Origin of the sequence: Pseudomonas haemolytica, from assembly GCF_009659625.1 — a bacterium.
Lineage (GTDB): Bacteria > Pseudomonadota > Gammaproteobacteria > Pseudomonadales > Pseudomonadaceae > Aquipseudomonas > Aquipseudomonas haemolytica.
In genome coordinates this window covers 407,117-433,115 of record NZ_VOIW01000001.1, presented here as the reverse complement: position 1 = coordinate 433,115, position 25,999 = coordinate 407,117, and the positions used below count along the sequence as shown (strand labels likewise).

Annotated in this window: 24 protein-coding genes; 7 read left to right on the top strand and 17 right to left on the bottom strand. The window is 60.7% G+C overall.

All coding sequences use genetic code 11. The annotated features are described in order from the left end of the window. Window positions 1-96: 96 nt before the first annotated feature. The 10 genes from tadA to lptF form a co-directional block, all read right to left on the bottom strand. The gene (tadA, locus tag FRT59_RS02045; protein WP_153870273.1) at window positions 97-594 is read right to left on the bottom strand and encodes a tRNA adenosine(34) deaminase TadA; all 498 of its coding nucleotides are present in this window, start codon (window positions 592-594) and stop codon (window positions 97-99) included. Continuing rightward, window positions 594-1,976 (bottom strand): multicopper oxidase family protein, encoded by a 1,383-nt coding sequence (locus FRT59_RS02040; protein ID WP_034118284.1) that lies wholly within the window; start codon window positions 1,974-1,976, stop codon window positions 594-596. The genes tadA and FRT59_RS02040 overlap by 1 nt, the downstream gene beginning before the upstream one ends. A 191-nt stretch (window positions 1,977-2,167) precedes the next feature. After that, window positions 2,168-2,911 carry a pyridoxine 5'-phosphate synthase gene (gene pdxJ, locus FRT59_RS02035; RefSeq protein ID WP_005785150.1) on the bottom strand — a complete coding sequence of 248 codons (744 nt, stop codon included), beginning with the start codon at window positions 2,909-2,911 and terminating at the stop codon, window positions 2,168-2,170. Between the two features lie 51 nt (window positions 2,912-2,962). Beyond that, window positions 2,963-3,652 carry a DNA repair protein RecO gene (gene recO / locus FRT59_RS02030; protein WP_034118281.1) on the bottom strand — a complete coding sequence of 230 codons (690 nt, stop codon included), beginning with the start codon at window positions 3,650-3,652 and terminating at the stop codon, window positions 2,963-2,965. 155 nt (window positions 3,653-3,807) lie between these two features. Then, window positions 3,808-4,710, bottom strand: coding sequence for a GTPase Era (gene era, locus FRT59_RS02025; RefSeq protein WP_005785147.1), 903 nt, complete (start codon window positions 4,708-4,710; stop codon window positions 3,808-3,810). Next, window positions 4,703-5,392, bottom strand: coding sequence for a ribonuclease III (rnc, locus tag FRT59_RS02020; RefSeq protein WP_034118280.1), 690 nt, complete (start codon window positions 5,390-5,392; stop codon window positions 4,703-4,705). The genes era and rnc overlap by 8 nt, the downstream gene beginning before the upstream one ends. Before the next feature lie 152 nt (window positions 5,393-5,544). Next, complete coding sequence (gene lepB / locus FRT59_RS02015) at window positions 5,545-6,399, bottom strand: signal peptidase I (protein WP_034118279.1); 855 nt, start codon at window positions 6,397-6,399, stop codon at window positions 5,545-5,547. 5 nt (window positions 6,400-6,404) lie between these two features. Continuing rightward, window positions 6,405-8,204 carry a translation elongation factor 4 gene (gene lepA / locus FRT59_RS02010; RefSeq protein ID WP_003210439.1) on the bottom strand — a complete coding sequence of 600 codons (1,800 nt, stop codon included), beginning with the start codon at window positions 8,202-8,204 and terminating at the stop codon, window positions 6,405-6,407. A gap of 151 nt (window positions 8,205-8,355) precedes the next feature. After that, on the bottom strand, window positions 8,356-9,435 hold the full coding sequence (gene lptG / locus FRT59_RS02005) for an LPS export ABC transporter permease LptG (protein WP_034118278.1): 1,080 nt from the start codon (window positions 9,433-9,435) through the stop codon (window positions 8,356-8,358). Next, complete coding sequence (lptF, locus tag FRT59_RS02000) at window positions 9,428-10,546, bottom strand: LPS export ABC transporter permease LptF (RefSeq protein ID WP_153870272.1); 1,119 nt, start codon at window positions 10,544-10,546, stop codon at window positions 9,428-9,430. Before lptF ends, lptG begins: the two co-directional genes overlap by 8 nt. A gap of 283 nt (window positions 10,547-10,829) precedes the next feature. Between lptF and FRT59_RS01995 the strand changes: the two genes are divergently transcribed. From FRT59_RS01995 to rlmF, 5 genes are all read left to right on the top strand, one after another. Then, on the top strand, window positions 10,830-12,320 hold the full coding sequence (locus FRT59_RS01995; protein ID WP_153838817.1) for a leucyl aminopeptidase: 1,491 nt from the start codon (window positions 10,830-10,832) through the stop codon (window positions 12,318-12,320). Window positions 12,321-12,371: 51 nt separating this feature from the next. Next, window positions 12,372-12,800, top strand: a complete 429-nt coding sequence (locus FRT59_RS01990) for a DNA polymerase III subunit chi (protein ID WP_153870271.1) — start codon at window positions 12,372-12,374, stop codon at window positions 12,798-12,800. A 7-nt stretch (window positions 12,801-12,807) separates the two neighbouring features. Continuing rightward, window positions 12,808-13,182 carry a DNA polymerase III subunit chi gene (locus FRT59_RS01985; RefSeq protein ID WP_153870270.1) on the top strand — a complete coding sequence of 125 codons (375 nt, stop codon included), beginning with the start codon at window positions 12,808-12,810 and terminating at the stop codon, window positions 13,180-13,182. 213 nt (window positions 13,183-13,395) lie between these two features. Then, complete coding sequence (locus FRT59_RS01980) at window positions 13,396-16,242, top strand: valine--tRNA ligase (RefSeq protein WP_153870269.1); 2,847 nt, start codon at window positions 13,396-13,398, stop codon at window positions 16,240-16,242. 204 nt (window positions 16,243-16,446) lie between these two features. After that, window positions 16,447-17,466 (top strand): 23S rRNA (adenine(1618)-N(6))-methyltransferase RlmF, encoded by a 1,020-nt coding sequence (rlmF, locus tag FRT59_RS01975; protein ID WP_034118272.1) that lies wholly within the window; start codon window positions 16,447-16,449, stop codon window positions 17,464-17,466. A gap of 78 nt (window positions 17,467-17,544) precedes the next feature. Here rlmF and FRT59_RS01970 read toward each other — a convergent pair whose 3' ends face one another. Beyond that, window positions 17,545-17,826, bottom strand: coding sequence for an HU family DNA-binding protein (locus tag FRT59_RS01970; protein WP_005785131.1), 282 nt, complete (start codon window positions 17,824-17,826; stop codon window positions 17,545-17,547). 396 nt (window positions 17,827-18,222) lie between these two features. Between FRT59_RS01970 and yejK the strand changes: the two genes are divergently transcribed. Together yejK and FRT59_RS01960 are read left to right on the top strand one after the other, a co-directional pair. Then, entirely contained in the window at window positions 18,223-19,227 is a 1,005-nt protein-coding gene (gene yejK / locus FRT59_RS01965) for a nucleoid-associated protein YejK (protein ID WP_034118271.1), read from the top strand. Further along, window positions 19,227-19,577: a glutaredoxin family protein gene (locus FRT59_RS01960; protein WP_034118270.1), complete on the top strand. Its 351-nt coding sequence runs from the start codon at window positions 19,227-19,229 to the stop codon at window positions 19,575-19,577. Before yejK ends, FRT59_RS01960 begins: the two co-directional genes overlap by 1 nt. Window positions 19,578-19,712: 135 nt before the next feature. Here FRT59_RS01960 and FRT59_RS01955 read toward each other — a convergent pair whose 3' ends face one another. The 6 genes from FRT59_RS01955 to FRT59_RS01930 all read right to left on the bottom strand — a co-directional run bounded on the left by FRT59_RS01955 (window position 19,713) and on the right by FRT59_RS01930 (window position 25,867). Further along, window positions 19,713-21,953, bottom strand: coding sequence for a TonB-dependent receptor (locus FRT59_RS01955; protein ID WP_198809566.1), 2,241 nt, complete (start codon window positions 21,951-21,953; stop codon window positions 19,713-19,715). 154 nt (window positions 21,954-22,107) lie between these two features. After that, entirely contained in the window at window positions 22,108-23,085 is a 978-nt protein-coding gene (locus tag FRT59_RS01950) for a FecR family protein (RefSeq protein WP_198809565.1), read from the bottom strand. Continuing rightward, complete coding sequence (locus FRT59_RS01945; protein ID WP_034118267.1) at window positions 23,082-23,660, bottom strand: RNA polymerase sigma factor; 579 nt, start codon at window positions 23,658-23,660, stop codon at window positions 23,082-23,084. The genes FRT59_RS01950 and FRT59_RS01945 overlap by 4 nt, the downstream gene beginning before the upstream one ends. A gap of 7 nt (window positions 23,661-23,667) precedes the next feature. Further along, window positions 23,668-23,994: a DUF3325 domain-containing protein gene (locus FRT59_RS01940; protein WP_153870267.1), complete on the bottom strand. Its 327-nt coding sequence runs from the start codon at window positions 23,992-23,994 to the stop codon at window positions 23,668-23,670. After that, window positions 23,994-25,568 (bottom strand): PepSY-associated TM helix domain-containing protein, encoded by a 1,575-nt coding sequence (locus FRT59_RS01935; protein WP_153870266.1) that lies wholly within the window; start codon window positions 25,566-25,568, stop codon window positions 23,994-23,996. The genes FRT59_RS01940 and FRT59_RS01935 overlap by 1 nt, the downstream gene beginning before the upstream one ends. Beyond that, window positions 25,565-25,867, bottom strand: a complete 303-nt coding sequence (locus FRT59_RS01930; protein WP_034118264.1) for a DUF3649 domain-containing protein — start codon at window positions 25,865-25,867, stop codon at window positions 25,565-25,567. Before FRT59_RS01930 ends, FRT59_RS01935 begins: the two co-directional genes overlap by 4 nt. Window positions 25,868-25,999 lie beyond the last annotated feature (132 nt).

The window sequence follows — 25,999 nt, the reverse complement described above, 5'->3', positions numbered from 1 at the left end:
GCTTGCTCCCGATGGCGGTGGGTCAGCTAAAAACATGCTGACTGACACACTGCTATCGGGAGCAAGCCCCCTCCCACATTTGATCTCCTTTGTTAGCTAGATCTGAGACTTGGCTCGGCGAGCCTTGAAGAACTCACTCAAGACAGCCCCGCACTCCTCGGCCAGCACCCCACCTTCAAACAACGCCCGATGATTCAGAAACCCCTGGGTAAAAAACTGCCCCTGGCTCTGCACAATCCCGGCCTTGGGCTCCAGTGCGCCGTACACCACCCTTGCGATTCGCGAATGCACAATCAAGCCGGCGCACATGCTGCACGGCTCCAGGGTCACATACAGGGTGCTGCCCACCAGACGGTAGTTGCTGATCGCCTGGGCGGCAGCGCGGATCGCGACCATTTCGGCATGGGCGCTGGGGTCGTTGCCGCTGATCGGGCAGTTGAAGCCGCGACCGATGATTTCACCGTCCTGCACCAGCACCGCGCCGACCGGCACTTCACCCAGCGCGGCGCCTTGGGCGGCGAGGGCCAAGGCTTCGCGCATGAAATCCTGGTCGCGGCTGCGGTCGATAATCGCCGCGGGGCGAATCTGGCGCATCACGCCACCTCGATGGCGGCCATCAGGCCGGTTTCCATGTGGTCGATCACATGGCAATGGAACATCCACACCCCCGGGTTATCCGCCACCAGCGCCACACGGGCACGCTCGTTCTTGCCCAGCAGATAGGTGTCGGTGAAGTACGGGATCACCTTGTGGCGGTTCGAGGCGATCACCTTGAAACTCATGCCGTGCAGGTGGATCGGGTGTTGGTATTGGGTCATGTTCTTCAATTCGAAAATGTAGCTCTTGCCCTTTTCCAGCTTGGCAATCGGGCGGTCGGCGCAGGTCTTGTCGGTGATGTCCCAGGCCTGGCCGTTGATCTGCCACAGGCTCGGCGGCTTGCCGTTGTCCACGTTCACCGAGACCGAACCGACCCATTCAAAATTGAAGTTGAGTTTCTCGGCATTGGCCAGGTCCGGCTCGGCAATCGGGTTGGCCGGTAATGCCGGTGGCCACTCAGTGGGCGCGTCGGTATTGGCCACTGAACGAAAGGTGCCAAGGCGCACCGGGCCGTTGCGGATCGACAGCTCTTCGCCCGCCGGCGGTGCCTTGATCGCCAGGCAAATGCGCATGCCCGGGCCCAGCCAGTATTCCTTGCCCAAGGGGCGCGGCTCGATCGGGTTGCCGTCCAGCGCGTAGATCTGCGCTTCAACGCCGGGAATGTTGAGGCGATAGGTCAAGGTGTTGTCGAGGTTGAGCAAGCGCACGCGCGTGATCTGCCCGGCCGGCAGGTCGACCACTGCCTGGGACACGCCGTTGATCGTCGACAAGCGCCCCGCCGTGCCGCCCCGCGCCGCTTCACGGGGGATGCTGAAGGCGACGAAGGCGCCCTCTTCGTCCACATGCCAGCTTTTCAGGCTGAGGGTGCGCTCGTATTTGAAACCGGTGGGCTCGCGCTCTTCGATGATCAGCGGGCCGACCAGGCCACGGCCGAGTTCTTCGCTGCTGTTCACGTGGGGGTGGTACCAGTAGCTGCCGGCGTCGGGCACGCGGAATTGGTAGTCGAAATACTCGCCAGGCAGTACCGGTAACTGCGAGACGTAGGGCACGCCGTCCATTTCCAGCGGCAGGCGGATGCCGTGCCAGTGAATGGTGGTGGCAACCGGTAAATGATTGATGAAGCGTACTCGCAGCCATTCGCCCTGGCGCACGCGCAACTCGGTGCCAGGCGCCGAAGGGCCGAATGCCCAGGCTTGGGTCTGGTGCCCCGGCACCAATTCCACGTCCAGGGGCGCGGCAATCAGTTGGTAATCGCTTCCTGCGTTGGCATCGGCAACCTTACCCAGCCAGTAGCGGTAGGCACCACCGGCGCCCACACCTACAACGGCAAGGCCGGCAAGGCCACCGAGGATCTGTCGACGGGAAAACGATTGGGACACAACAACCTCACGTATCTGCCGCAGGCCAAGGCCCGCAAAGGGCAGATACGATACACCTGCATCGGCTAAACAGTAAGACTTCGCATGTGGGAGGGGGCTTGCTCCCGATAGCGGTGCGTCAGTCAACTTATGTGTGGCTGACACACCGCTATCGGGAGCAAGCCCCCTCCCACACTGGACGCTTGTTGTTTTTAGTGCTTGGCAGCCGCCAGAATCAAGGCCTTCATCTCGGCAACCGCACCCTTGAAACCGACGAACAGCGCATGGGCCACCAACGCATGGCCGATGTTCAGCTCGTTGATGCCCTTGATCGCTGCCACCGCTTCGACGTTGTGGTAGTGCAAGCCATGGCCGGCGTTGACGATCAAACCTTCATTGAGCCCGCAGTTCACGCCATCGATGATGCGTTGCAGCTCGTCGGCCACTTCGGTTGGGGTGGTGGCATCGGCGTAGCGGCCGGTGTGCAGCTCAATGGCCGGGGCACCGACACGGCGCGAGGCTTCGATCTGGCGTTCGTCGGCGTCGATGAACAGCGACACTTCACTGCCGATCTTCGACAGGCGCTCCACTGCGGCCTTGATGCGCGCTTCCTGACCGGCGACATCGAGGCCGCCTTCGGTGGTCAGTTCCTGGCGGGTTTCCGGCACCAGGCAGATGTGTGCCGGGCGGATGCGTTCGGCAAACGCCATCATTTCTTCGGTGACGCCCATTTCGAAGTTCATGCGGGTTTGCAGCACGTCCTTGAGCAGCAGCACGTCGCGCTCCTGGATATGGCGGCGGTCTTCGCGCAGGTGCACGGTGATGCCGTCGGCGCCCGCTTCTTCGGCGTCCAGCGCGGCCTTGACCGGGTCAGGGTAACGGGTGCCCCGGGCCTGGCGCAGGGTGGCGACGTGGTCGATGTTGACGCCAAGAAGAATGCGATTGCTGGTGGTCACGGAAGCGCTCCTGAAAAGGGAAAGAATCGGTGCACAGCATACACGGGGATGTCAGGGCTTTCGAAACAACTCGCGACTGACCAGCGGTCGCCCGCCCAGATGCACGGCCAGCGCCTGGCGCATCAAACGCTTGGCAGCAGACAAGGCACCCGGTGCGCTCCAATCCGCTTCGCTCATGGCCAGCAGCTCGGAGCCCTGGAACAGGCCCGGTTGCAGCAGGTACACGCGTTCCAGGCCAGCGTCCACTTGCAGGCGGTACATGCCATCGGCGGCGATGGGCTCGCCGTGCAGGTCGTTGCTCAGTTCAAAGCCGTAGCCGAGGTCGTCGAGCAGGCGCCATTCGAAGGCACGCAGCAGCGGTTCCAGGGGCCGCCCTTCGGCCAGGGCCAGCAGCGTGGCGGCGTAGTGATCGAAGACCGCCGGGTGTGGATCTTCAGCGGGCAGCAGGCGGATCAGCAGTTCATTGAGGTAAAGGCCGCTGAACAGCGCATCGCCGTTAAGCCAGGCGGAGGTGCCGACGCTCTCCAGGCGGCCGACGTTTTTCAGCTCGCCCTTGCCACGAAACTCCACATCCAGGGCCACGAACGGCCGCGCCAACGTACCCGCCTTGCCCCGTGCGCTGCGCAACACCGCACGCAGGCGGCCTTGGGGCGTGAGGAAATCCACCAGCGCGCTGGTCTCACGGTAGGCGCGGCTGTGCAGGACGTAGGCGAGTTGGCTGGGAGGTGGGGATTGGGACATGAGTGCTCACTGCTGGCATGCATTTTTGAAAACTACACAAACCTAAAGTGGGAGGGGGCTTGCCCCCGATGGCAGTGTGTCAGTCACTTATTTGTTAACTGATCCACCGCTATCGGGGGCAAGCCCCCTCCCACATTTTTTGCCCTGCGGTGTCCTTACAGGTCGCCATAGCCCAGGGAGCGCAGTGCACGCTCATCATCGGACCAGCCACCCTTAACCTTCACCCACAGGTTAAGCATGATCTTGGAGTCGAACAGCAACTCCATGTCCTTGCGCGCTTCGGTGCCGATACGCTTGATGCGCTCGCCCTTGTCGCCAATGATGATTTTCTTCTGGCCGTCACGTTCGACGAGGATCAACGCGTGGATATGCAGGGTCTTGCCCTGCTGCTTGAACTCTTCGATTTCGACGGTGATCTGGTACGGCAGCTCGGCACCCATCTGGCGCATGATTTTCTCACGGACCAGTTCGGCGGCGAGGAAGCGGCTGCTGCGGTCGGTGATCTGGTCTTCCGGGAAGAAGTGCTCGTTCTCCGGCAAGTAACCGGCGATCACGCGCTCCAGGGCTTCAAGGTTGTGGCCGTGCTGGGCCGAGATCGGCATGATCTGGGCGTTCGGCAGTTGTTCCTGCAGCCAGGTCAGATGCGGCATCAACTCGGCTTTGTCTTCGATGCGATCGGTCTTGTTCAGCGCGACGATCAACGGGCCGGTGACGTACTGCACGCGCTCGAGAACCATCTGGTCTTCATCGGTCCACTTGGTGCGGTCGACCACGAAGATCACCACGTCGACGTCTTTCAACGCCGCCGAAGCGGTCTTGTTCATGTAGCGGTTCAGGGCTTTCTCGCCGCCTTTGTGCATGCCCGGGGTATCGACATAGACCGCTTGCACGTTGCCTTCGGTCTTGATGCCCAGCATGTTGTGGCGGGTGGTCTGCGGCTTGCGCGAGGTGATCGCAAGCTTCTGGCCGAGGATATGGTTCAGCAGCGTGGACTTGCCCACGTTCGGGCGGCCGACGATGGCAACATAGCCACAGCGTGTTGCGGTTGAATCAGTCATGGCCATTCTCCACGCCCAGGGCAATCAGTGCTGCAGCGGCCGCTACCTGTTCGGCAATACGACGGCTCACACCCTGACCTCGGCTTTTTTCGTTCAATAAGGTGATTTCACATTCCACGAAGAACACGCGGCAATGGGGCTCACCCTGGATATCCACCACTTCGTAGCGTGGCAGTTCGCACCCGCGCGACTGCAGGAATTCCTGCAGGCGGGTCTTGGGATCTTTGTTGGTATCGACCAGCGTGAGGCTTTCGATCTCGGAGGTCAGCCAGGCCGTGACACGTGCCTTGGCGGCCTCCATGCCAGCATCCAGGTAGATCGCACCAATCAACGCTTCAAGCGCATCGGCCAGGATCGACTCACGGCGGAAACCGCCGCTCTTCAACTCACCGGACCCCAGGCGCAGGTACTCGCCCAAGCCGAAACCACGGGCCAGCACGGCCAGGGTCTCGCCCTTCACCAAGCGTGCACGCAGGCGCGACAGCTGGCCTTCACGGGCTTGGGGGAAACGCTCGAACAGCGCTTCACCGGCGACAAAATTGAGGATGGCATCACCGAGGAATTCCAGGCGCTCGTTATTGCGCCCTGCAAAGCTGCGGTGTGTGAGGGCAAGGACCATCAATTCCGGGTCCTTGAAGGTGTAGCCGAGCTGGCGCTCGAGACGACTTAGAGAAACGGTCACGGTTTATCCATATCTAGTTGGTGGCACCGGCGGCCATCGACGATTGACGCAGTGTTCAAATTCACATCCTGGTTGGTGCTGCATGGGGCCGGACGGTTAATTGTCCAAGCCCCAGAAAAGCATTCGGCGCTGTGTTCACAGCGCCGCCTGTATTACTTGATCAGCCCGACCCGCGAGAAGTTCGGCAGGTGGCTGAGCTTGGGCTCCGGCCAACTCATCCAGACCGCGAAGGCTTTGCCGACGATATTCTCGTCGGGCACCATGCCCAGCAGGTCCTTGGGAATGTTGGGGTCATCCCAGTAGCGGCTGTCATTGGAGTTGTCGCGGTTGTCGCCCATCATGAAGTAGTGCCCGGCAGGCACTTTCCACTCGCCATCAGGCATCGCGCGGTAGCGGCTCATTTCCTTGCGGATTTCGTGCTCTACCGCACCGAGTTTTTCCTGGTACAGCTCGGCGCTGCCCAGGGTGTTCGGCTCGGCGCCCAGCAGCTTCTCGGCCACCGACTCACCGTTGATGAACAGGCGCTTGTCGCTGGTGTAGCGCACCACGTCTCCCGGCAGGCCGACTACACGCTTGATGTAGTTGACGTTCGGGTCGCTTGGGTAGCGGAACACCATCACATCGCCGCGCTGCGGGTCACCGACCGGGATGACTTTCTTGTCGATCACCGGTAAACGAATTCCGTAGGAAAACTTGTTCACCAGGATGAAGTCGCCCACGTCCAGGGTCGGTTTCATCGACCCCGAAGGGATCTGGAACGGCTCTACAAGGAACGAGCGCAACACCAGCACGATGAACAACACCGGGAAGAACGACTTGCCGTATTCAACCAGCAAGGGCTCTTTGTTGAGCTTCTCGACCACCACTGCATCGGGCTGGCTGACGCTGCCCTGATAGGAAGCGATGGCAGCCCGCCGACGCGGGGCGAAGAACACCAGATCGAGCAACGCCAGGAAACCACAGACGGCAACGGCGATGACCAGCAACAGCGGGAAATTTAGTGACATAGGACCTAACTATCCAACCTGAGCACCGCAAGGAAGGCTTCTTGTGGAATTTCCACGTTACCCACTTGCTTCATGCGTTTTTTACCGGCCTTTTGCTTCTCAAGCAGCTTGCGCTTACGGCTTACGTCACCGCCGTAGCATTTGGCCAGTACGTTCTTTCTGAGAGCCTTGACGGAAGTCCGCGCAATGATCTGCCCGCCAATGGCGGCCTGGATCGCGACGTCGAACATCTGGCGCGGAATCAGTTCTTTCATCTTCTCGGTCAACTGGCGACCTTTGTAGTGCGCGTTGTCCTTGTGCACGATCAGTGCCAGGGCATCGACCTTGTCGCCGTTGATCAACACATCCAGTTTCACCAGATTAGCCGATTGGTAACGGTCGAAATGGTAGTCCAGCGAAGCATAGCCGCGGCTGGTGGATTTGAGACGGTCGAAGAAGTCCAGGACCACCTCGTTCATCGGCAAATCGTAGGTCACTTGCACCTGGGTACCGAGGAACAGCATGTCGTGCTGTACGCCACGCTTTTCGATACACAAGGTAATCACGTTGCCCAGGTGTTCCTGTGGCACAAGAATATTGGCGCGCACAATCGGTTCGCGCATGTCTTCGATGGAAGACAGGTCTGGGAGCTTGGACGGGTTGTCGACGTAAATCGTTTCACCGGTTTTCAGCGCCAGCTCAAAAATAACGGTCGGTGCCGTGGTGATCAGGTCCAGGTCGTATTCGCGCTCAAGGCGCTCCTGGATGATTTCCATGTGCAGCATGCCCAGGAACCCGCAACGGAAGCCGAAGCCCAGGGCGTCGGAGCTTTCCGGGGTGTACTGCAACGAAGAGTCGTTGAGGGTCAGCTTCTGCAGGGCTTCACGGAAGTCTTCGAAGTCGTCGGAGCTGACCGGGAACAGGCCGGCGTAGACCTGCGGCTGGATACGTTTGAAGCCCGGCAGCACGTCTACATCAGGCGTGGAGCTCAAAGTCAGGGTGTCACCGACCGGCGCACCGTGGATGTCTTTGATACCGGCGATGATGAAGCCCACTTCACCGGCCTTGAGGTCGGTGGTGGCGGTGTGTTTCGGGTTGAACACACCAACGCTGTCCACCAGGTGGATCTTGCCGGTGGACTTGACCAGGATCTTGTCGCCCTTCTTCACACGGCCATGGCGCACGCGTACCAGGGAAACAACGCCCAGGTAGTTGTCGAACCAGGAGTCGATGATCAACGCTTGCAGCGGATCTTCGTAGTTGCCGGTGGGGGCTGGAATGGTCTTGACCAGGCGCTCGAGCACTTCGTCGACGCCCAGGCCGGTCTTGGCGCTGCACTCGACGGCGTCGGTGGCGTCAATACCAATGATTTTTTCGATTTCTTCTTTGACGCGATCAGGGTCGGCTTGAGGCAAGTCGATCTTGTTCAGCACCGGCATGACTTCAAGGCCCTGCTCGATGGCGGTGTAGCAGTTGGCCACGGACTGGGCTTCAACGCCCTGCCCCGCATCCACCACCAGCAATGCGCCTTCGCAGGCCGCCAGGGAACGGCTGACTTCATAGGTAAAGTCGACGTGGCCTGGGGTGTCAATGAAGTTCAGCTGGTACTTGATACCGTCTTTGGCGGTGTAGTACAGGGTAACGCTGTGGGCCTTGATGGTGATCCCGCGCTCGCGTTCAAGGTCCATGGAGTCCAGGACCTGGGCCTCCATTTCACGTTCGGCAAGGCCGCCGCACATCTGGATAAATCGATCGGCCAGCGTCGACTTGCCATGGTCAATGTGGGCGATGATGGAGAAATTGCGGATATGACTCAAATCACTCACGGATCAACACTCAAAAAGGCTGCAGGCAGATTGCCCGCTGAAAAATAGCCGGGAATTGTACCTGATGCTCAGGCCAGACGTCATCTTTGCTGACCAGAACAAAAATGCCCCACTCATGGGAGCAGGGCATTTTTTGTGCATAAGCGCGGTTTCAACCGGCCCGGCGCAGTAGCCAGAACCCGGCCAGGGTGCAGATGGCGGTCGGCACCAGCACCGCAAACAGCGGCGAGAAACCAAACACCAGGCTCGACGGCCCGAGCAAGTCCTGGGCGATACGGAAGGTAAAGCCCACCAGTACGCCGGTGAATACCCGCTGGCCGAGGGTCACGGAACGCAATGGCCCGAAGATGAAGGAGATCGCCATCAACACCAGCGCGGCGGTGACCACCGGCTGCAGCACCTTGACCCAGAACGCCAGCCAGTAGCGGCCATTGTTCAGGCCCTGCTCCTTGAGGTAATGGATATAACTCCACAAACCAGAGATCGGCAACGTTTCCGGGACCATGATCACGGTATTGAGCAACTCCGGCTTCAGGGCGATATCCCATTGCTCGGTCGCTACGTTGATCACTTCGGTGCTGGACTGGGTGCCCTGCCCCACATTACGGAAATACGTGGTGGTGACGTCGCTCAGTTGCCATTGCTCGGCACTGTACTGCGCGCGCTTGGCGAAGCTGGAGGACAGCATGTGCCGCTCTTTATCGAACGTGTAGCGCGTCACCCCGATCAACAGGCCGCCTGGCTGCACGGCGTTGATGTGGATGAACTCATCACCCTGGCGGTGCCACAGGCCGTGCTTGGCGCTTTGCGCATCGCCTGACCCCTGGGCCAGGGCGCGATTGGCCTGGGCGGTAGCTTCAGCCGGGGGCGCGACGTATTCGCCGATCAGCACGCTGCACGCCATCAGCAGCAGCATCGGCTTCATCACCGCCCAGACAATGCGGCCAATGGAAACGCCAGCGGCGCGCATGATGGTCAGCTCGCTGTTGCTGGCCAGGGTACCCAGGCCGATCAGGCAACCGATCAGCGCGGCCATCGGCATCATATCGTAGAGGCGGCGCGGCGCAGTCAGTGCCACGTAGCCCAATACATCCGTGACCGTGTAGGTGTCAGTGACGTTGCCCACTTCATCAATGAAGGCGAACAACAAGGCCAGTCCGAGGATGATGCCCAATACCGCCAGGATGGCGATCAGTACGCTGCTACCAATGTAGCGATCAAGCTTAGCCACGGGCCAACTCCTTCAGGCCACGACGGCTCTTCATTTTCAAACGGATAGGTTCCCAGTAGAGCAGCCCCAGGCCGATCATCAGGAAAACCCCGTGCACCCACCACAGGCCCAGGGCCGGCGGCAACTTGCCTTTCTCCAGGGAGCCACGGGCGGAAATCAGGATGGTCAGGTAGGCCATGTAGAGCAGGATCGCCGGCAGCAGCTTGAGGAAACGCCCCTGGCGCGGGTTGACGCGCGACAGCGGCACGGCCATCAAGGTCACGATAAACACCAGCAGCGGCAGGGAGATACGCCATTGCAGCTCGGCGATGGAGCGCAGCTCCTGGCTGCCGAACAGCGATGAGGTCGGCAGTGCGTCGCGGTCGGTGACCTCGTCGCTGATCTCAGGCTTGGGCAGCATCACGCCATAAGTGTCGTACTTGATCGCCCGATAGTCCGCCAGGCCGGGGCTGCCGTCGTAGCGATAGCCATTTTCCAGGATCAGGTAGCGGTTGCCGTCAGGGCGTACTTCCTGGCGCCCGCTGTCGGCCACCAGAATCGAAATGCCGCGGTCTTTCTGGTTCTCGCCCAGGTTCTTCTGGGAAATGAACACGCCGCCGAGGTTGGAACGGTCCTCGGTCATGGTTTCGGTATAGGTCACCCGCGTGCCGTCGCTGAGCGCCTGGAAGCGCCCGGGCTCGAGGGTGTCGAACTCGGTCATCGCATCCTGCTTGTTCAGCAGCAGCTGGAACTGCATGGCACCCTGGGGCGCCAGGCTCATGCTCAACCAGGCCACCACCAGGGCAACGCCGGCGGCCGGCACCATGGTCATGGCCAGCAGGCGCTGCTGGCTCATGCCGGTGGCCGACAGCACGGTCATTTCGCTTTCAAGGTACAACCGGCCATAGGCCAGCAGCACGCCGAGAAACAGCCCGAGCGGCAGAATCAACTGCAGCATGCCGGGCATCCGGTAGCCCATGATCAAAAACAGTGAGCCCGGATCCAGGGCGCCAGCGGCGGCTTGAGCCAGGAACTTGACGAAACGACCACTCATGATGATGACCAGCAATACCGCACTCACGGCACTCAGGGTCAACAGGACTTCGCGGGACAGATAACGGAAGACGATCAAACCAGACACTCCAGGGTTGTCAGGCTAAGGCGGCCAAACAAGCAAGCATACCGAGTCAGCCCGTTTGCACGGGCCGGCTAAAAAGATGGGGCATTATCCTGTGATTGGTCGCGCCTGTCACTGCGCAACCTCATGCGCACGCACAAAGCGTGCGCCAAGGGTTGTCAGGCTCCGCCGGCGAGGTTCAAACTGCGGCCTTTGTCGCGAGCGGCTTACAACGCCGCCAAGCTTTAAAGCCTGGGTACAAACGCCAGGCTCACCGACCTTTATAAGGGACCCGAAAATGGAATTGGTTGTAAAAAGCGTTAGCCCCGAAACGTTGAAAACCGCCACCCTCGTGGTCGCTGTCGGCGAAGGCCGCAAACTCGGCGTCGCCGCCAAGCAACTGGACGAACTGAGCGGTGGCGCGATCAGCGCGGTGCTCAAGCGCGGCGACCTGGCCGGCAAAGTCGGCCAGAGCCTGTTGCTGCAAAGCCTGCCCAACCTTAAAGCCGACCGCGTCTTGCTGGTGGGCGTGGGCAAGGACGCCGAACTGGGCGACCGCCCGTTCCGCAAGATCGTCAGCGGCATCCTTACGACCCTCAAGGGCCTGGGCGGCACTGATGCGGCACTGGCACTCGATGAAATCGTCGTCAAGGGCCGTGACAGCTACGGCAAGACCCGCCTGTTGGCCGAAAGCCTGGTGGACGGCGGCTATACCTTCGACCAGTTCAAGAGCCAGAAAGCCGAACCCCGCGCACTGAAGAAAATCACCCTGCTGACCATCAAGGCCGCCCAGGCTGAAGTCGAACGCGCCGTGACCCACGCCCAGGCGATCGCCAACGGCATGTCGTTCACCCGCGACCTGGGCAACCTGCCGCCGAACATCTGCCACCCGACGTTCCTGGGCGAACAGGCCAAGGCATTGGGCAAAGAGTTCAAGAGCCTGAAAGTCGAAGTGCTCGACGAGAAGAAGATCAAGGAACTGGGCATGGGCTCGTTCTATGCCGTGGGCCAGGGCAGCGACCAGCCGCCACGCCTGATCGTGATGCAATACAACGGCGCCAAGAAGTCCGAGAAGCCTTACGCCCTGGTGGGTAAAGGCATCACCTTCGACACCGGCGGCATCAGCCTCAAGCCGGGCGCGGGCATGGATGAGATGAAGTACGACATGGGCGGCGCCGCCAGCGTGTTCGGCACCCTGCGTGCGGTGCTGGAACTCAAGCTGCCGGTCAACCTGGTGTGCATCCTGGCCTGTGCCGAGAACATGCCGAGCGGCGGTGCTGCGCGCCCAGGCGATATCGTCACGACCATGAGCGGCCAGACCGTGGAAATCCTCAACACCGACGCCGAAGGCCGCCTGGTGCTGTGTGATGCCCTGACCTACGCCGAGCGCTTCAAGCCGCAAGCCGTCATCGACATTGCTACCCTGACCGGCGCCTGCATCGTTGCCCTGGGCTCCCATACATCGGGCCTGTTGGGCAACAACGACGAACTGATCGAGCAACTGCTCAGCGCCGGCAAGGCCGCCGACGACCGCGCCTGGCAACTGCCGCTGTTCGATGAGTACCAGGAACAACTGGACAGCCCGTTTGCCGACATCGCCAACATTGGCGGCCCGAAAGCCGGCACCATCACGGCCGCCTGCTTCCTGTCGCGCTTTGCCAAGAACTTCAACTGGGCCCACTTGGACATCGCCGGCACGGCATGGACCAGCGGCGGCAAGGACAAGGGCGCCACTGGCCGTCCGGTGCCACTGCTGACCCAATACCTGCTGGATCGCGCCAAAGCCTGAAACTGAAGATTCCGGGGCGGCCGTCACGCCGCCCCGGTCTCAGGAACCCCAATGACCCAAGTCGACTTCTATATATTGCCCAGCGCCGATCCCCTCGCGCGCCTGGACTTTGCCTGCAAACTCACCGAAAAAGCCTGGCGCATGGGCCACCGTATCTACCTGCATTGCAGCGATGCCGCCCAACGCGATGAGCTGGATGCACGCCTGTGGCGCTTCAAGGGCGAAAGCTTCGTGCCCCACGGCCCAGCCGAATCGGAACCCGAAGGCCTGGTTGCCCTGGGTTTGGGCGACAGTTGCGGCGATCACCAGGACCTGCTGGTCAACCTCGACCTGAAAGTACCGCCCTTTGCCAAGGCTTTTGCCCGCGTGGCGGAAGTGGTGGTGGAAGACCCCGCTATTCGTCAGGCTGCGCGGGAGAGTTTCCGTTTCTACCGCGAACAGGGCTATTCTCTGCAAGATCACCGGCTACAACGACTTTGAGCACACGATGGACACTCCCAACCCGCTGAAAAAAGACGACCACCTGCTGGATGACCTGGAGTCGATCCGTCAGTTGCTGGGTGATGACAACCTGCAACCGCCGCTGCTGACCGACACGGTCGATGGCGAGGTACAGATTCCGCTGTTGTTCGACATGGTCGGTGGCAAGCCTGCTGCGCCGGAGCCTGTCATTACAGAGCCCGCTCCCGCCGCGGAAAAAGCCCCCGATGCCCTGCTGTTGCACCTGGACAACGAACTGCGCGCCGCCGCGCAACTGATCATGCAAGACGTGATCGACGACTTTGCCCCGCATATCGAGGCCGAGATCAAGCGCCGTATGGATGCGCGGATGGAGCGGCTGCTCAGCCAATACCAGTCCTGAACCACACACAAATCCCTTGTGGGAGGGGGCTTGCTCCCGATGAGGCCGTGTCAGTTGGCATTTATATAGACTGGCACACCGCTATCGGGAGCAAGCCCCCTCCCACATTTGGTTGCGTGCACCTTAAGCCCTGTCTTCGCCTCGCCCTGCGCCTTATCCCCCGTTATACTTGCCGGCTTTCCTGAATAAATGCCAACTAGGGTCCCGCCGCGCATGGATAAGACCTACCAGCCCCACGCTATCGAAACTTCCTGGTACAACACCTGGGAGTCCGAGAACTATTTCGCCCCACAAGGTGCGGGCGACTCGTACACCATCATGATTCCGCCACCGAACGTCACTGGCAGCCTGCACATGGGCCATGGCTTCAACAATGCGATCATGGATGCGTTGATCCGTTTCCGCCGCATGCAGGGCCGCAATACCCTGTGGCAGCCAGGCACCGACCACGCCGGCATCGCCACCCAGATGCTGGTAGAACGCCAACTGGAAGCCACCGGCCAGAGCCGTCACGACCTGGGCCGCGAGAAATTCCTGGAAAAAATCTGGGAATGGAAAGACCAGTCCGGCGGCAACATCAGCCGTCAGATCCGTCGCCTCGGTTCGTCCGTAGACTGGAGCCGCGAGCGCTTCACCATGGACGACGGCCTGTCCGAAGCCGTGAAGGAAGCCTTCGTGCGCCTGCATGAAGACGGCCTGATCTACCGCGGCAAGCGCCTGGTCAACTGGGACACCAAGCTGCACACGGCGATCTCCGACCTCGAAGTGGAAAACCACGACGAGAAAGGTTTCCTGTGGAACCTCAAGTACCCGCTTGCCGACGGCGCCAAGACCGCTGAAGGCAACGACTACCTGATCGTCGCCACCACCCGTCCGGAAACCATGCTCGGCGACGCTGCCGTGGCCGTTAACCCGAACGACGAGCGCTATCAGGCGCTGATCGGCAAGTTCGTTGAACTGCCGTTGGTTGGCCGTCGCATCCCGATTATCGCGGATGACTACTGCGACCCTGAATTCGGCACCGGCTGCGTGAAAATCACCCCGGCCCACGACTTCAACGACTACGAAGTCGGCAAGCGCCACAACCTGCCGCTGCTGAACATCTTCGACAAGAATGCCGCCGTATTGCCGGCCTGCCAGGTATTCAACCTGGACGGCACGCTGAACGACAGCATCGATGGCAAGATCCCGGCCGAATACGCAGGTCTGGACCGTTTTGAAGCGCGCAAGCAGATCGTTGCCGCCTTCGACGCCGCCGGCTTGCTGGTCAGCGTTGACGATCACGGCCTGAAAGTGCCGAAGGGCGACCGCTCCGGCACCGTGATCGAGCCGTGGCTGACCGACCAGTGGTACGTGTCCACCAAGCCGCTGGCCGAGCCGGCGATTGCCGCCGTGGAAGATGGCCGTATCCAGTTCGTGCCAAAACAGTACGAAAACATGTACTTCTCGTGGATGCGCGACATCCAGGACTGGTGCATCAGCCGTCAACTGTGGTGGGGCCATCGCATCCCGGCCTGGTACGACGAGTCGGGCAAGGTCTATGTCGGCCGCGACGAAGCCGAAGTACGTGCCAAGCACAACCTGGGCCCGGACATTGCGCTGCAACAGGACAACGACGTACTGGACACCTGGTTCAGTTCGGGCCTGTGGACCTTCTCCACCCTGGGTTGGCCTCAGCAGACCGAGTTCCTGAAGAAATTCCACTCCACCGATGTGCTGGTCACCGGTTTCGACATCATTTTCTTCTGGGTCGCCCGGATGATCATGCTCACCATGCATTTGGTGAAGAACGAAGACGGCACACCGCAGGTACCGTTCAAGACTGTGTACGTGCACGGCCTGGTACGTGACGGCCAGGGCCAGAAGATGTCCAAGTCCAAGGGCAACGTCCTGGACCCGCTGGACATCATCGACGGCATCGACCTGGAAACCCTGGTGCAGAAACGCACCTCGGGCCTGATGCAGCCGAAGCTGGCGAAGAAGATCGAGAAGCAGACCCGCGACGAGTTCGCCGACGGTATCGCCAGCTATGGCACCGATGCCCTGCGCTTCACCTTCTGCTCGCTGGCCTCCACCGGCCGCGACATCAAGTTCGACATGGGCCGCGTCGAAGGCTATCGCAACTTCTGCAACAAGATCTGGAACGCCGCGCGTTATGTGCTGGACAAGGGCGAGGACTGCGGCCAGAACGGCGAAGCCTATGAGCTGAGCCTGGCCGACCGCTGGATCATCTCGCAACTGCAACGCACCGAAGCCGAAGTGACCCGCCAGCTCGACCAGTTCCGTTTCGACCTGGCCGCACAGGCTCTGTACGAGTTCATCTGGAACCAGTATTGCGACTGGTACCTGGAACTGTCCAAGCCCGTTCTGTGGGACGAAAACGCCCCGGTCGAACGCCAGCGCGGTACCCGTCGTACCCTGGTGCGCGTGCTGGAAGTGGCCTTGCGCCTGGCGCATCCGTTCATGCCGTTCATTACCGAAGAAATCTGGCAACGCCTGGCGCCGCTGGCCGGTATCGAAGGCAAGACCATCATGCTGCAACCTTGGCCGGTGGCCAATGAAGCACGCATTGATGAGGCGGCCGAAAGCGATATCGAATGGCTCAAGACCCTGATGCTCGGCACGCGCAACATCCGCGCCGAGATGAACATCGGGCCGGGCAAGCCACTGGCCGTGTTCGTCAAGAACGCCAGCGCCGAAGATCAGCGTCGCCTCAGCGAGAACGACGCGCTGCTCAAGAAGCTGGCGAAGCTGGAATCGATCACCGTATTGACTGCCGATGCCGAAGCACCACTGTCCGCCACCGCGTTGGTCGGCGACATGGAAGTGCTGGTACCGATGGCTGGCTTGATCGACAAGGGCGCGGAACTGGCCCGTCTCGACAAGGAAATCGCCCGCCTGCAAGGCGAAGTGCAGCGAGTGGGCGGCAAGTTGTCCAACGCGGCGTTCGTCGACAAGGCGCCAGCGGAAGTGATCGACAAAGAACGCGCCAAACTGGCCGAAGCTGAACAGGCTTTGGGCAAGCTGGCGGAGCAACATGCGCGGATTTCCAGCCTGTAAGGCTTGAGTCGCGTAAAAAAAGAGACCTTCGGGTCTCTTTTTTTGCCTCTATGGGAGGGGACTTGCCCCCGATGGCGGTGTATCAGTCTCAGTATTTTTGACAGTCATACCGCTATCGGGGGCAAGCCCCCTCCCACATTTGACCGAGTTGTGCTCGGGAATGTGTGACAATGGCCGCCACTTTGAGCCAACACCAGAATCAACATGACCGCCCCCACTACGCCTAAACCTCCGCGCAAGAAGCCTAAATCCGCTACCCCGGCCAAGCCCGTGGTGCCGCGCAAAGAGGCCACCCTGCATCCGCGCAACCGCCACACAGGCCGCTACGACTTCCCGGCGCTGATCAAGACCACGCCGGAACTGGCGCAATTCGTGATCATCAATCCCTATGGCAAAGAGAGCATCGATTTTGCCAGCCCGGACGCGGTGCGGGTGTTCAACCGGGCGTTGCTCAAGTCGTTCTATGGCGTCCAGCATTGGGATATCCCGGCCGATTACCTGTGCCCTCCTGTACCGGGGCGTGCCGACTATGTGCATTTCCTCGCCGACCTGCTGGCCAGCGTCAACGACGGCAAGATTCCCCGGGGCTCCATCGTCAAGGTGCTGGACATCGGCATGGGCGCCAACTGCGTCTACCCGCTGATTGGCTATATGGAGTACCGCTGGAACTTCCTGGGCTCGGAAGTCGACCCTATCGCCGTGGCCGCCGCCAAGGCGATCGTGCAGTCCAACGACCTGAGCAAGGTCATCCAGCTGCGCCAGCAATCCAACCCCAAGCAGATCCTGCTGGGCTTGCTGGAGCCGGGCGAACGCTTTGACCTGACCATGTGCAACCCGCCGTTCCATGCGTCCATGGACGAAGCCACCAAGGGCAGCGAGCGCAAGTGGCGCGCCTTGGGCAAGGCAGATCCGAAACGCAAGTTGCCGGTACTCAACTTCGGTGGCCAATCGGCCGAGTTGTGGTGTGAAGGCGGTGAAGCGCGCTTTGTGACGCAGTTGATTGCCGAGAGCGCGCATTTTGCCCACAAGGTGCTGTGGTTCAGCACCCTGGTGTCAAAAGCGTCAAACCTGCCCGTGATCCAGACCGCGCTGAAAAAAGCCGGCGTACTGGAAAGCCAGGTGGTGGAGATGTCCCAGGGGCAGAAGCAAAGCCGATTTGTGGCCTGGACGTTCCAGACCAAGAACGAGCAGCAGATCTGGCGCCAGCGCTGGGTTCGCGACTAGCCCTTCATCAGGGTAAAACCGCAGGCAACAAAAAACCGTGCCCGGATCACTCCGGAGCACGGTTTTTTTTACTGCGTCTTACTTGTTAACAGCGTCGGTCAGGCCTTTAGCCACAACCAGCTTGATAACTTTCTTGGCAGCGATTTCGATGGCAGCGCCAGTCGAAGGGTTACGGCCAGTACGGGCAGGACGCTCGGTCACTTTCAGCTTGCCAATGCCTGGCAGAGTGATTTCGCCGCCGTTTTCCAGCTGATCAGCAACGATCTGGCCCAGTTGATCCAGAGCAGCACGCGCGGTGGTTTTTGGCGCGTCGATAGCTTCAGCGATATCAGCGATCAGTTGGTCTTTAGTCAAAGCCATTGTGGTGTTCCTTCCCTATCAAATTCATATGGATTGCAGAGTGCAGTGTCAGCCGTCGAGCCCGACCGTCATGGCCTGGCATCCCCGACCATAACCACAGAGATCGGGGTTATAGATGCTTGAAACGGGGATTGGTTCGACCTGACAAATGCTGAATGCACGCTTAACGCCGAGACTTGGCGTAAGACGGGGCAAAACTAGCACAGAGACGGGGAAATATCCGCCTCAACATACCCATTTGGTCAGCTTTATCGCTCTAAACCGTGAAAAAAAGGCATATGGCCGGTCGGAGGGGGCCAAAACGCGCTTCAAGGCACGTCTTGACCAATGGGTGCGGTACACTGGGCGACTTTTCGGGGAGGCCAACCGCTCCCCCTTCAACCAGCCGAGAAGCCTATGCCGATCCGTCATTGCATCGTCCACCTGATCGACAAAAAACCCGACGGCACACCCGCAGTTCTCCATGCCCGCGACTCCGAGCTTGCCGAGTCAGCCGCCATCGAGAACATGCTTGCCGACCTCAACGAGAGCTACAACGCCAAACAAGGCAAGGCCTGGGGTTTCTTCCATGCCGAGTCCGGCGCGCACCCGTTCAGCGGCTGGTTGAAAGAATACTTTGACGGTGGCCAGGATTTCACCAGCTTCAGTCGTATCGCCGTGGAGCACCTGCAAAAGCTGATGGAAGAATCCAACCTTTCCACCGGCGGCCACGTGCTGTTTGCCCACTACCAGCAAGGCATGACCGACTACCTGGCCATCGCCCTGCTGCACCACAGTGAAGGCGTGGCGGTGACCGATGAGCTGGACGTGACGCCGTCGCGTCACCTGGACCTGGGCCAGTTGCACCTGGCGGCGCGCATCAACGTCTCCGAATGGCAGAACAACAAGCAGTCCAAGCAATACATCTCCTTTATCAAAGGCAAGAACGGCAAGAAGGTCTCGGAGTACTTCCGCGACTTCATCGGCTGCCAGGAAGGCGTCGACGGCCCCGGCGAAACCCGCACGCTGCTCAAGGCCTTCAGTGACTTCGTTGAAAGCGAAGACCTGCCTGACGAATCCGCCCGCGAAAAAACCAAGACCCTGGTGGACTACGCCAGCAGCCAGGCCAAGCTCGGTGAACCGATGGGCCTGGAAGAACTCTCCGGCTTGATCGATGAAGATCGGCCAAAAGCCTTCTACGACCATATCCGCAACAAGGACTATGGCCTGTCACCGGAAATCCCGGCGGACAAACGCACCCTCAACCAGTTCCGCCGCTTCACCGGGCGCGCCGAGGGCTTGTCGATCAGCTTTGAAGCGCACCTGCTGGGCGACAAGATCGAGTACGACGAAGCCGCCGGCACCTTGATCATCAAGGGCCTGCCGACCCAACTGACCGACCAGCTAAAGCGCCGTAACTGATGCTGGGCGGGGTGTTCAAGAAAGTCCTGCTGGTGTTGCTGGTGGTGGTAGTGATTCAGAACTGGGGCAAGGTCGAACGGCTGTTCAACCCGTCCCAGGTGGTGTCGGAGCAGGTACGCGCCTCGGCACGCGTGGTGCTCTATGCCACCGAGTGGTGTGGGTACTGCAAACAGATCCGGCGTTTTCTGGACCAGAAGGGTATTCCTTACCAGGCGCTGGATATCGAGAAAGACGCCCAGGCGCGCAAGGCGTATGAGGCGTTGGGCGGCGGTGGGATTCCGTTTGTGGACGTCAATGGCACGTTGATTCGCGACTACAACCCGGATGCGATCATGGCGGCCCTGAAATAACCTAGTTCCTGAAACACCGTGGATCAAATGTGGGAGGGGGCTTGCTCCCGATTGCGGTGTGTCAGCAACAGAAGGGCTGACTGACACACTGCTATCGGGAGCAAGCCCCCTCCCACATTTGGTTGTGTGGTGGTCTTAGAAGTTGGCTTCCAGAGACACCATCGCCGTGCGCTCCTCCCCCACGTTGTAATACGCCGTGCTTGGCGCCAGGCCATTGACCGGGGCCGAGTTGAACGCCACGGTGCGCGCCGAGCTGAGGTATTCCTTGTCGAAAACGTTGAGCATCGACAAGCGCAGGGTGGCCGACTTGATGACTTTCTTGTCCACCGGCAAATAGATACCGGCGTTGAGGTCAAACACCGTGCGGCCTTCGATTTTTTCCTTGTTGGTCAAATCGCCGTAGAAGCTGCCGACGTACTTGCCCGCAATGTTGCCGTAGAACCGCGAGTCGTCATACCCGAACACCAGGTTGAACATGTTTTCCGGCACATTGGCCAATTGGTTGCCCGAGGTCGGAAGCAGCACATTCTTGCTGAGCAAATCGTCCTTCTGCTCGGACTTGGTGTAGGTATAAGACGCGTAGTAGTTGAAGTTATGCGGCAACAGGCCACTCCACTCCAGCTCAAGGCCCTTGTTAGCGACGCTGCCGACGTTGAGCACCATGTAGTCACCGGCGGCGTCGGTGGTCGACACTTGGCGATCCTTGAAGCTGATGTAGAACAGGGTTGCGCTCAACGCCATGTCGTCTTCGGTGTAGCGCCAGCCCAGTTCCTGGTTCCAGCTCAACTCGGACTTGAGGCTGACGGAGTCGCCCTTGTTGTACAGCACATAGTTGGGTGGCGTACGCATGTTGCGGGTGACGTTGTAGAACGCCTGGTTGCTCTCATCGACCTGGTACTTGGCGCTGAAGCTGGGCAAAAACTGATGATAGCGGGTGTTACGTTTTTCCGATTTGTCGTAAAGGCTGCCGAGGTTGTTGCCGTCACGCTCGACGTATTGGTAGGCCACGCCACCGACAAAACTCAGGTCTGGCGTGGCTTGCCAGCTGTCCTGTACCCAGAGTTTCTGCGACGGGGTGACGGTGTAGTAGTGGCGGCCTTGTACGGTCGCACCGTTCTTGTCGACCACCTGGCCGCCGCTGTTGTAGTCGCCCCACACATCATCCGGCGCGCCTTCGCCGTTGATCCCGATAAATGGCTGAGTCTGGCGCTGGCGTGCGCGTTCATACCAGTAGCCATAGTCCAGGCTGTGCTCTTCGTTGATGTCCCACTTCATTTTGGCCGTGACACCGGGACGCCAGGTCTCGGTCCATGACGGGCGATAGTAGTTGGCCGATTGCAAGTTACTCAGGTCGTAGTTGCCGGCCTTGTCGGACTTCGGCCCCAGGCTGGAGGCGGTCTGGCCGCTGAAGCTGCCACCATTGGACCAGTAGTAGTACGGCGTGACAGTCAGCGACAAATTGTCCTGAAGCTGCCAGCGCTGGGTCAGCGTGGCGTTGACGCTTTCGAATGGGTTGCGGTTGAGTTTGTAGGAGGCAGACAACAAGCCGGCCTTATACACCGGGCTTTCGGCGTAGTCCTTGCGCCGTCCCTCATTGTCGAACTGCGACTTGCTCAGGCTGTTGTAGTTGTAGTTTTCCTGTTTGTTGTACTTCACCGTGGCCAGTGTGGAGTTGCCGTTGTCACCTTCAAACAGGCTGCTCCACTCGATTTTATCGCTGCGTAGGGTGCCCTTGCCGCGCCACTTGTCCCCTTCCAGGTGTGACGCCGAGACCCAGGTTTTCAGGCCACCAAAATCACCGGTGTTCGCCCGCACGAACGTTTTGCGCAGGGCATTGGCGCCGACGATCTGCTTGGCGAACACCCCGGCGTCCTTGGTCGGCCGGATGGTGATCATGCCGATATTGCCGCCGCTGGAGCCGATGTGCGGGCCGTCGGCCTCGGAGGAACCCTGGGTGGCGAATACCTCGGCGAGGTTTTCCGGGTCACCCAACTGGTTGGAGTACACGCTGTAGTTGCCTGAATCGTTGATCGGTACGCCGTCCACCGAAACACCGACCTGGTCCGAACTCATGCCACGCATGGTGAAGTTGGTGCCGCTGGTACCGCTGGCGTCGTCGCTGGAAACGTTGATGCCCGGGGTGTATTTGAGCTTGTCGATGGCGTTGGCGGTGGCCGACATTTCGTCCATGGCTTCCTTGGTCACCGTCGAGCGCGCCTTGGCACTTTCTTCGCGAATCATGTGGCCGTTGCCCAGGGTTTGCTTGCCGGCAACGTTTACCGAACCCACGTCCTGTGTGTCATCAGCCATCACCAGCGGCGCAAAGCCGCCCAGGCCCGATGCCAGAAGCAGGGCATAAAGAGTGTTGTAGTTCACGTGTAGATCCCTTACTGACATTGTTGTGTTGTATGGGGCAGAGGTGCTCTTCCTGACCACTTGCTCAGGAACCCAGGGATGATCCACGGCACGTGTAACCGTTTGGTGACAGGTTTTGGTGATTGCGATGAAGGTTCGGTGAACGGTTCTGCGCCTAGCGCAACACGATGACGCGCCCCAGCAGCCTGTGCTGTTCAAAGCCCAGCACTGCTTGCAAGGCGTTCAAGGCCGCCACCGGGTCTTTGCTCGGGAAACTGCCGCTGACGCGCTTGGCGCCCATTTCGTCATTGAGCAGAAGAATTCGGCCAGGGTAATAACGACGCAAATCCTCGACTACATCGGCCAGCGGCGCCTTGTAGTAGTTGAGCCAGCCATCGCGCCAGGCCAGGCGGGATTCGCCGTCGACAGCGTGCAGGGCATCGGCGACACCATCGGCGTAGGCCACTTGCTGGCCCGCTGTCAGAACCTGCTGCTGGCCTTGCTTCGATGGCGTCACCCCTACCCGGCCGGACAACACGGTGACCTCGGCCCCGGCCGGTTGCAGGCGAACCTCAAACTGCGTGCCCAGTACCCGCGCTTCACCGCCACGCGCCTGCACCACGAAGGACTGGCCGGTGTGGGTCACGCTGAAAAAGCCCGCACCACGCCGCATTTGGATATGCCGTTCGCCATGGCTGTAATCCACAGCGATGGCACTGTCGGCGTCGAGGGTGACCCTGGAGTGATCGGCCAGGGTGAAGGTCTTCACCTCCCCCGGCGCCGTCACGTAATCGGCACCCAGTTCATCGACCCAGCGCGACGGCTGCCAACCGGCGCCCATCGACACCATCACCAGCAGGCAGGCGGCCATGGCCAAGGCGCCGGACCAGCGCACTGCACGGGAGCGCTTGGCGATGTTCATTTTATTGAGGTAGGCCTGCAAGGCCAGCGCATCCTCATCGGCCAGCTTGCGGGCGGGCACTTCGCTCAGCTCCCACAGCACCTGGGCCTGGGCGTAGGCCTCGACATGCGCGGGGTCGGCGCGCAGCCAGCGGCTGAACGTGGCCTGGTCGCCGCTGCTGGGCTGGTCATGCAGCAGGCTCAGCCAATCGAGGGCGGCCTGCTCCTGGGCGGGCGTGGGCATAACGTTCACGGTGCTTTCCCTGGCGTGCGTGGCGGCGATGGTTCACGAAGGCTGGCCTTGCAGGCTTCGAGGGCGCGCATCATATGTTTTTCCACGGCACTTTGGGACAGCCCCATGGCCTTGGCAATTTCTGCGTACTTGCGCCCGTGGATACGGTTAAGCAGGAAAATCTGGCGGGTGCGCTCGGGCAAACTGCGCAAGGCAGCCTCCACATGGCGCAGGTCGTTACCCGCTTCCAGCGCCGCCTGCGGTTCGCAACCCTGGTGATCTGGCTGTTCGGGCAACCAGCCTTCACTGCTGCGGGCCCGCGCACCTTCGCTGCGCAGGTGGTCGATGGCGATATTGCCGGCGCAGCGCAGCAGGTAGGTGCTGAGTTCTTCAACCTGAACCAAGGGGCGACGCCAGAAGCGCAGGAACAAATCCTGCACCAGGTCGGCCGCGGTGGCGCGGCAACCGACACGGCGGCTGACCAGCGCCTCCATTTGCGAACGCTGGGACAAGAACACCTGCAGGAAATGCGCACGCCCACCGGCCGCATCGGTGTGCGGATTGTCCTGGGGTTCCGGCGGAGTGCTGATCATCATGGCAGCCTCAGGACAGGGCGAACGCCGCAACAGGGCTGGCCAGCAAGCCGACGCCCGCCAGGGTCAAGGCCAGCCTCGGCCGATACGGCAACAGCAACACCAGCACCAAGGCGCTGAGCATCAATACCGCACACCACTCCACCAGGCCCTGGCTCCAGCCTGCGGCAAGCACCGCTGGCCAGATCGAGACAATCAGCAGCAACCAACCGCCCAGCCGCAGCCCCAGGCGCCGAGCGGGCGAGGGTTTACTGTGCAGCAGCTCGCCGTGGTGACGATCGGTGGACAGGCACAGTGCGGTAAACCCGGCGTAGCACATCAGCAGCGCGAGGAGCATCAGTTGGCCTCCTGCTTGAGCGTCAACCCACGCGCACGTTCGGCCTTGGGTTGCGGTGCGGCGCGATGGTGCATCTTCCAGGCCGCCCAGGCGAGGAACACGCCGCTGGCCAGGCAGGTCAGGTCGAAGCCGGCCATGGCCCAGTCGCCGTTCATAAGGGAAACACCCAAGTGCTGCGAGGTGGTGAGGGCGTTAAGCAGCGGGATCGCCGCAAACAGCAACGCGCCGATGCTCAGTTGTTCGACCCAGCCCTGGCGACCGCGACGCAGCATGGCGTGGATCACACTCAGGCCCCAGGCGATAAAGAACGCCTGCACTTCCCAGTCGGAGCGTTCGGCGAAGCTCACCGGCAACAGCCGGTTGGCCCAGAAGAACGCGGCGATCGCGATCATCAAGCCGGACATGCTGGCGATATTCAGCACTTCCACCAGGCGCAGCTCAAAGGGCATCACGCCGCTCTTGGCGTGCTTGAGCTGGCGCTTGCCGAGCCAGATCACCAGCCCGGTGCCAATCATCGCCGTGCCCGCCAGGCCGCAGATAAAGTACAGCCAACGCAGCACCGGTCCGGCGAAATGGCCCATGTGCAAACCGTAGAAACTGCCACCGATCACCGCAGGCAAAGACGACTCCCCACTGGCGTGCAACAGCTCGCCGGTGGTGCCGTTGAACGACAAGGTGCTGCCTGAGGCATGCACTACGCTATCGGAGCCGGCGCGAAACACATTGACCGAGGCGTTGACATCGCTGGGGTTGTTGACCGCCACGCGCCCCACATGGCCGCCCGCCCACTGCTCCCGTGCCTGTTGGTACATCGGCATTAACGGCAGTAACTGCCCCGGTTGGCCGAGGGCCGCCGCGTTATTGGTGCTGGGGAACAACTCATTGAAGAACGCCCGGCTGTCATCGCCGTAGGACGCCATGATCGGCGCGGGCATGACCATGTTCATGAAAATCACCAGGCTGCTGTAGGTGATCATCAGGTGAAACGGCAGCACCAGCACACCCACCGCGTTGTGCCCGTCCAGCCAGGAGCGCTGGCCTTTGCGCGGACGGAAGGTGAAGAAGTCCTTGAAGATTTTCTTGTGGGTGATGATGCCGGTGATCAGCGCGACAAACATCACCATGGCCGCGATGGTCGACAGCCAGCGACCCCACGGGTAGGGCATTTGCAACTGGAAGTGGAAACGATAGAAGAACTCGCCGCCCTTGCTTTCACGGGCCTGCACGGGCTGGCCGGTGACAGGATCGAGGACTTTCTGGATGAAGTTGCCACGTTTGCCGGGCTCGACCTTGTCTTGCCACATCACCGACAAGCCGGGGTCGCGGCTGGTCGGCAAGGTAATGAACCAGCGTGCAGCAGTGGGCGCCTGCTGTTGCAGATAGCTTTGCGCCACGGCGAGGCTGCGCCCGTCATCCAGGGGATGGGCCTGCACTTCGGGCTGCATCCAATGGGTTATTTCGTCTTTGAAATAGGCCAGGGTGCCGGTCAGGAAAATCGCGAACAGCAGCCAGCCGAAGATCAAACCGGCCCAGGTGTGCAGCCAGGCCATGGCCTGGCGAAAGCCCTCTTTCATGTGCGCACCATCCAGAAACCTACACCGGCCAGGGTGGCGAACAGCGCACTCGGCACCATCACCCCTGCCCAGGCACGCCACGCCGTACGGCAGGCGAAGCACCAGAGTACCGCCAGCAGGTAGAACACAAACGAACTCATCATGCCGGTGACCACCGCATCGGCGCGGGAGGTGGGCAGCCAGAGGGCCAGGCAGATGGCGGCCAGGGACGCCATCAAGTAGCCGCCGACAACGGCCGCCAGCACACGCGAGGTGACGGCGAGGCGATAGGGAACGGGCAATGAGGTTTTGCTTTTCATGCGGCAGGCGCCAAGTTAATCAGCGCGCAATATTAATGATAAATATTCTCATAAGCAAAAGAGAACGGATGAATCACCTGCGCGGGCGGATTGCCGAACCTTGTCCTGCGCCCTACAATGCGAACAATTCTT

Excerpts from the sequence above, each read along its gene's own strand:
- FRT59_RS01990 (WP_153870271.1), top strand. The coding sequence starts at position 12,372 with ATGACCCAAGTCGACTTCTATATATTGCCCAGCGCCGATCCCCTCGCG.
- era (WP_005785147.1), bottom strand. The coding sequence starts at position 4,710 with ATGACTGATTCAACCGCAACACGCTGTGGCTATGTTGCCATCGTCGGC.
- FRT59_RS01980 (WP_153870269.1), top strand. The coding sequence starts at position 13,396 with ATGGATAAGACCTACCAGCCCCACGCTATCGAAACTTCCTGGTACAAC.
- FRT59_RS01930 (WP_034118264.1), bottom strand. The coding sequence starts at position 25,867 with ATGAAAAGCAAAACCTCATTGCCCGTTCCCTATCGCCTCGCCGTCACC.
- lepB (WP_034118279.1), bottom strand. The coding sequence starts at position 6,399 with ATGTCACTAAATTTCCCGCTGTTGCTGGTCATCGCCGTTGCCGTCTGT.
- FRT59_RS01940 (WP_153870267.1), bottom strand. The coding sequence starts at position 23,994 with ATGCTCCTCGCGCTGCTGATGTGCTACGCCGGGTTTACCGCACTGTGC.
- FRT59_RS01995 (WP_153838817.1), top strand. The coding sequence starts at position 10,830 with ATGGAATTGGTTGTAAAAAGCGTTAGCCCCGAAACGTTGAAAACCGCC.
- FRT59_RS01945 (WP_034118267.1), bottom strand. The coding sequence starts at position 23,660 with ATGATGATCAGCACTCCGCCGGAACCCCAGGACAATCCGCACACCGAT.
- rlmF (WP_034118272.1), top strand. The coding sequence starts at position 16,447 with ATGACCGCCCCCACTACGCCTAAACCTCCGCGCAAGAAGCCTAAATCC.
- FRT59_RS01935 (WP_153870266.1), bottom strand. The coding sequence starts at position 25,568 with ATGAAAGAGGGCTTTCGCCAGGCCATGGCCTGGCTGCACACCTGGGCC.
- recO (WP_034118281.1), bottom strand. The coding sequence starts at position 3,652 with ATGTCCCAATCCCCACCTCCCAGCCAACTCGCCTACGTCCTGCACAGC.
- FRT59_RS01970 (WP_005785131.1), bottom strand. The coding sequence starts at position 17,826 with ATGGCTTTGACTAAAGACCAACTGATCGCTGATATCGCTGAAGCTATC.
- yejK (WP_034118271.1), top strand. The coding sequence starts at position 18,223 with ATGCCGATCCGTCATTGCATCGTCCACCTGATCGACAAAAAACCCGAC.
- FRT59_RS01985 (WP_153870270.1), top strand. The coding sequence starts at position 12,808 with ATGGACACTCCCAACCCGCTGAAAAAAGACGACCACCTGCTGGATGAC.
- tadA (WP_153870273.1), bottom strand. The coding sequence starts at position 594 with ATGCGCCAGATTCGCCCCGCGGCGATTATCGACCGCAGCCGCGACCAG.
- FRT59_RS01960 (WP_034118270.1), top strand. The coding sequence starts at position 19,227 with ATGCTGGGCGGGGTGTTCAAGAAAGTCCTGCTGGTGTTGCTGGTGGTG.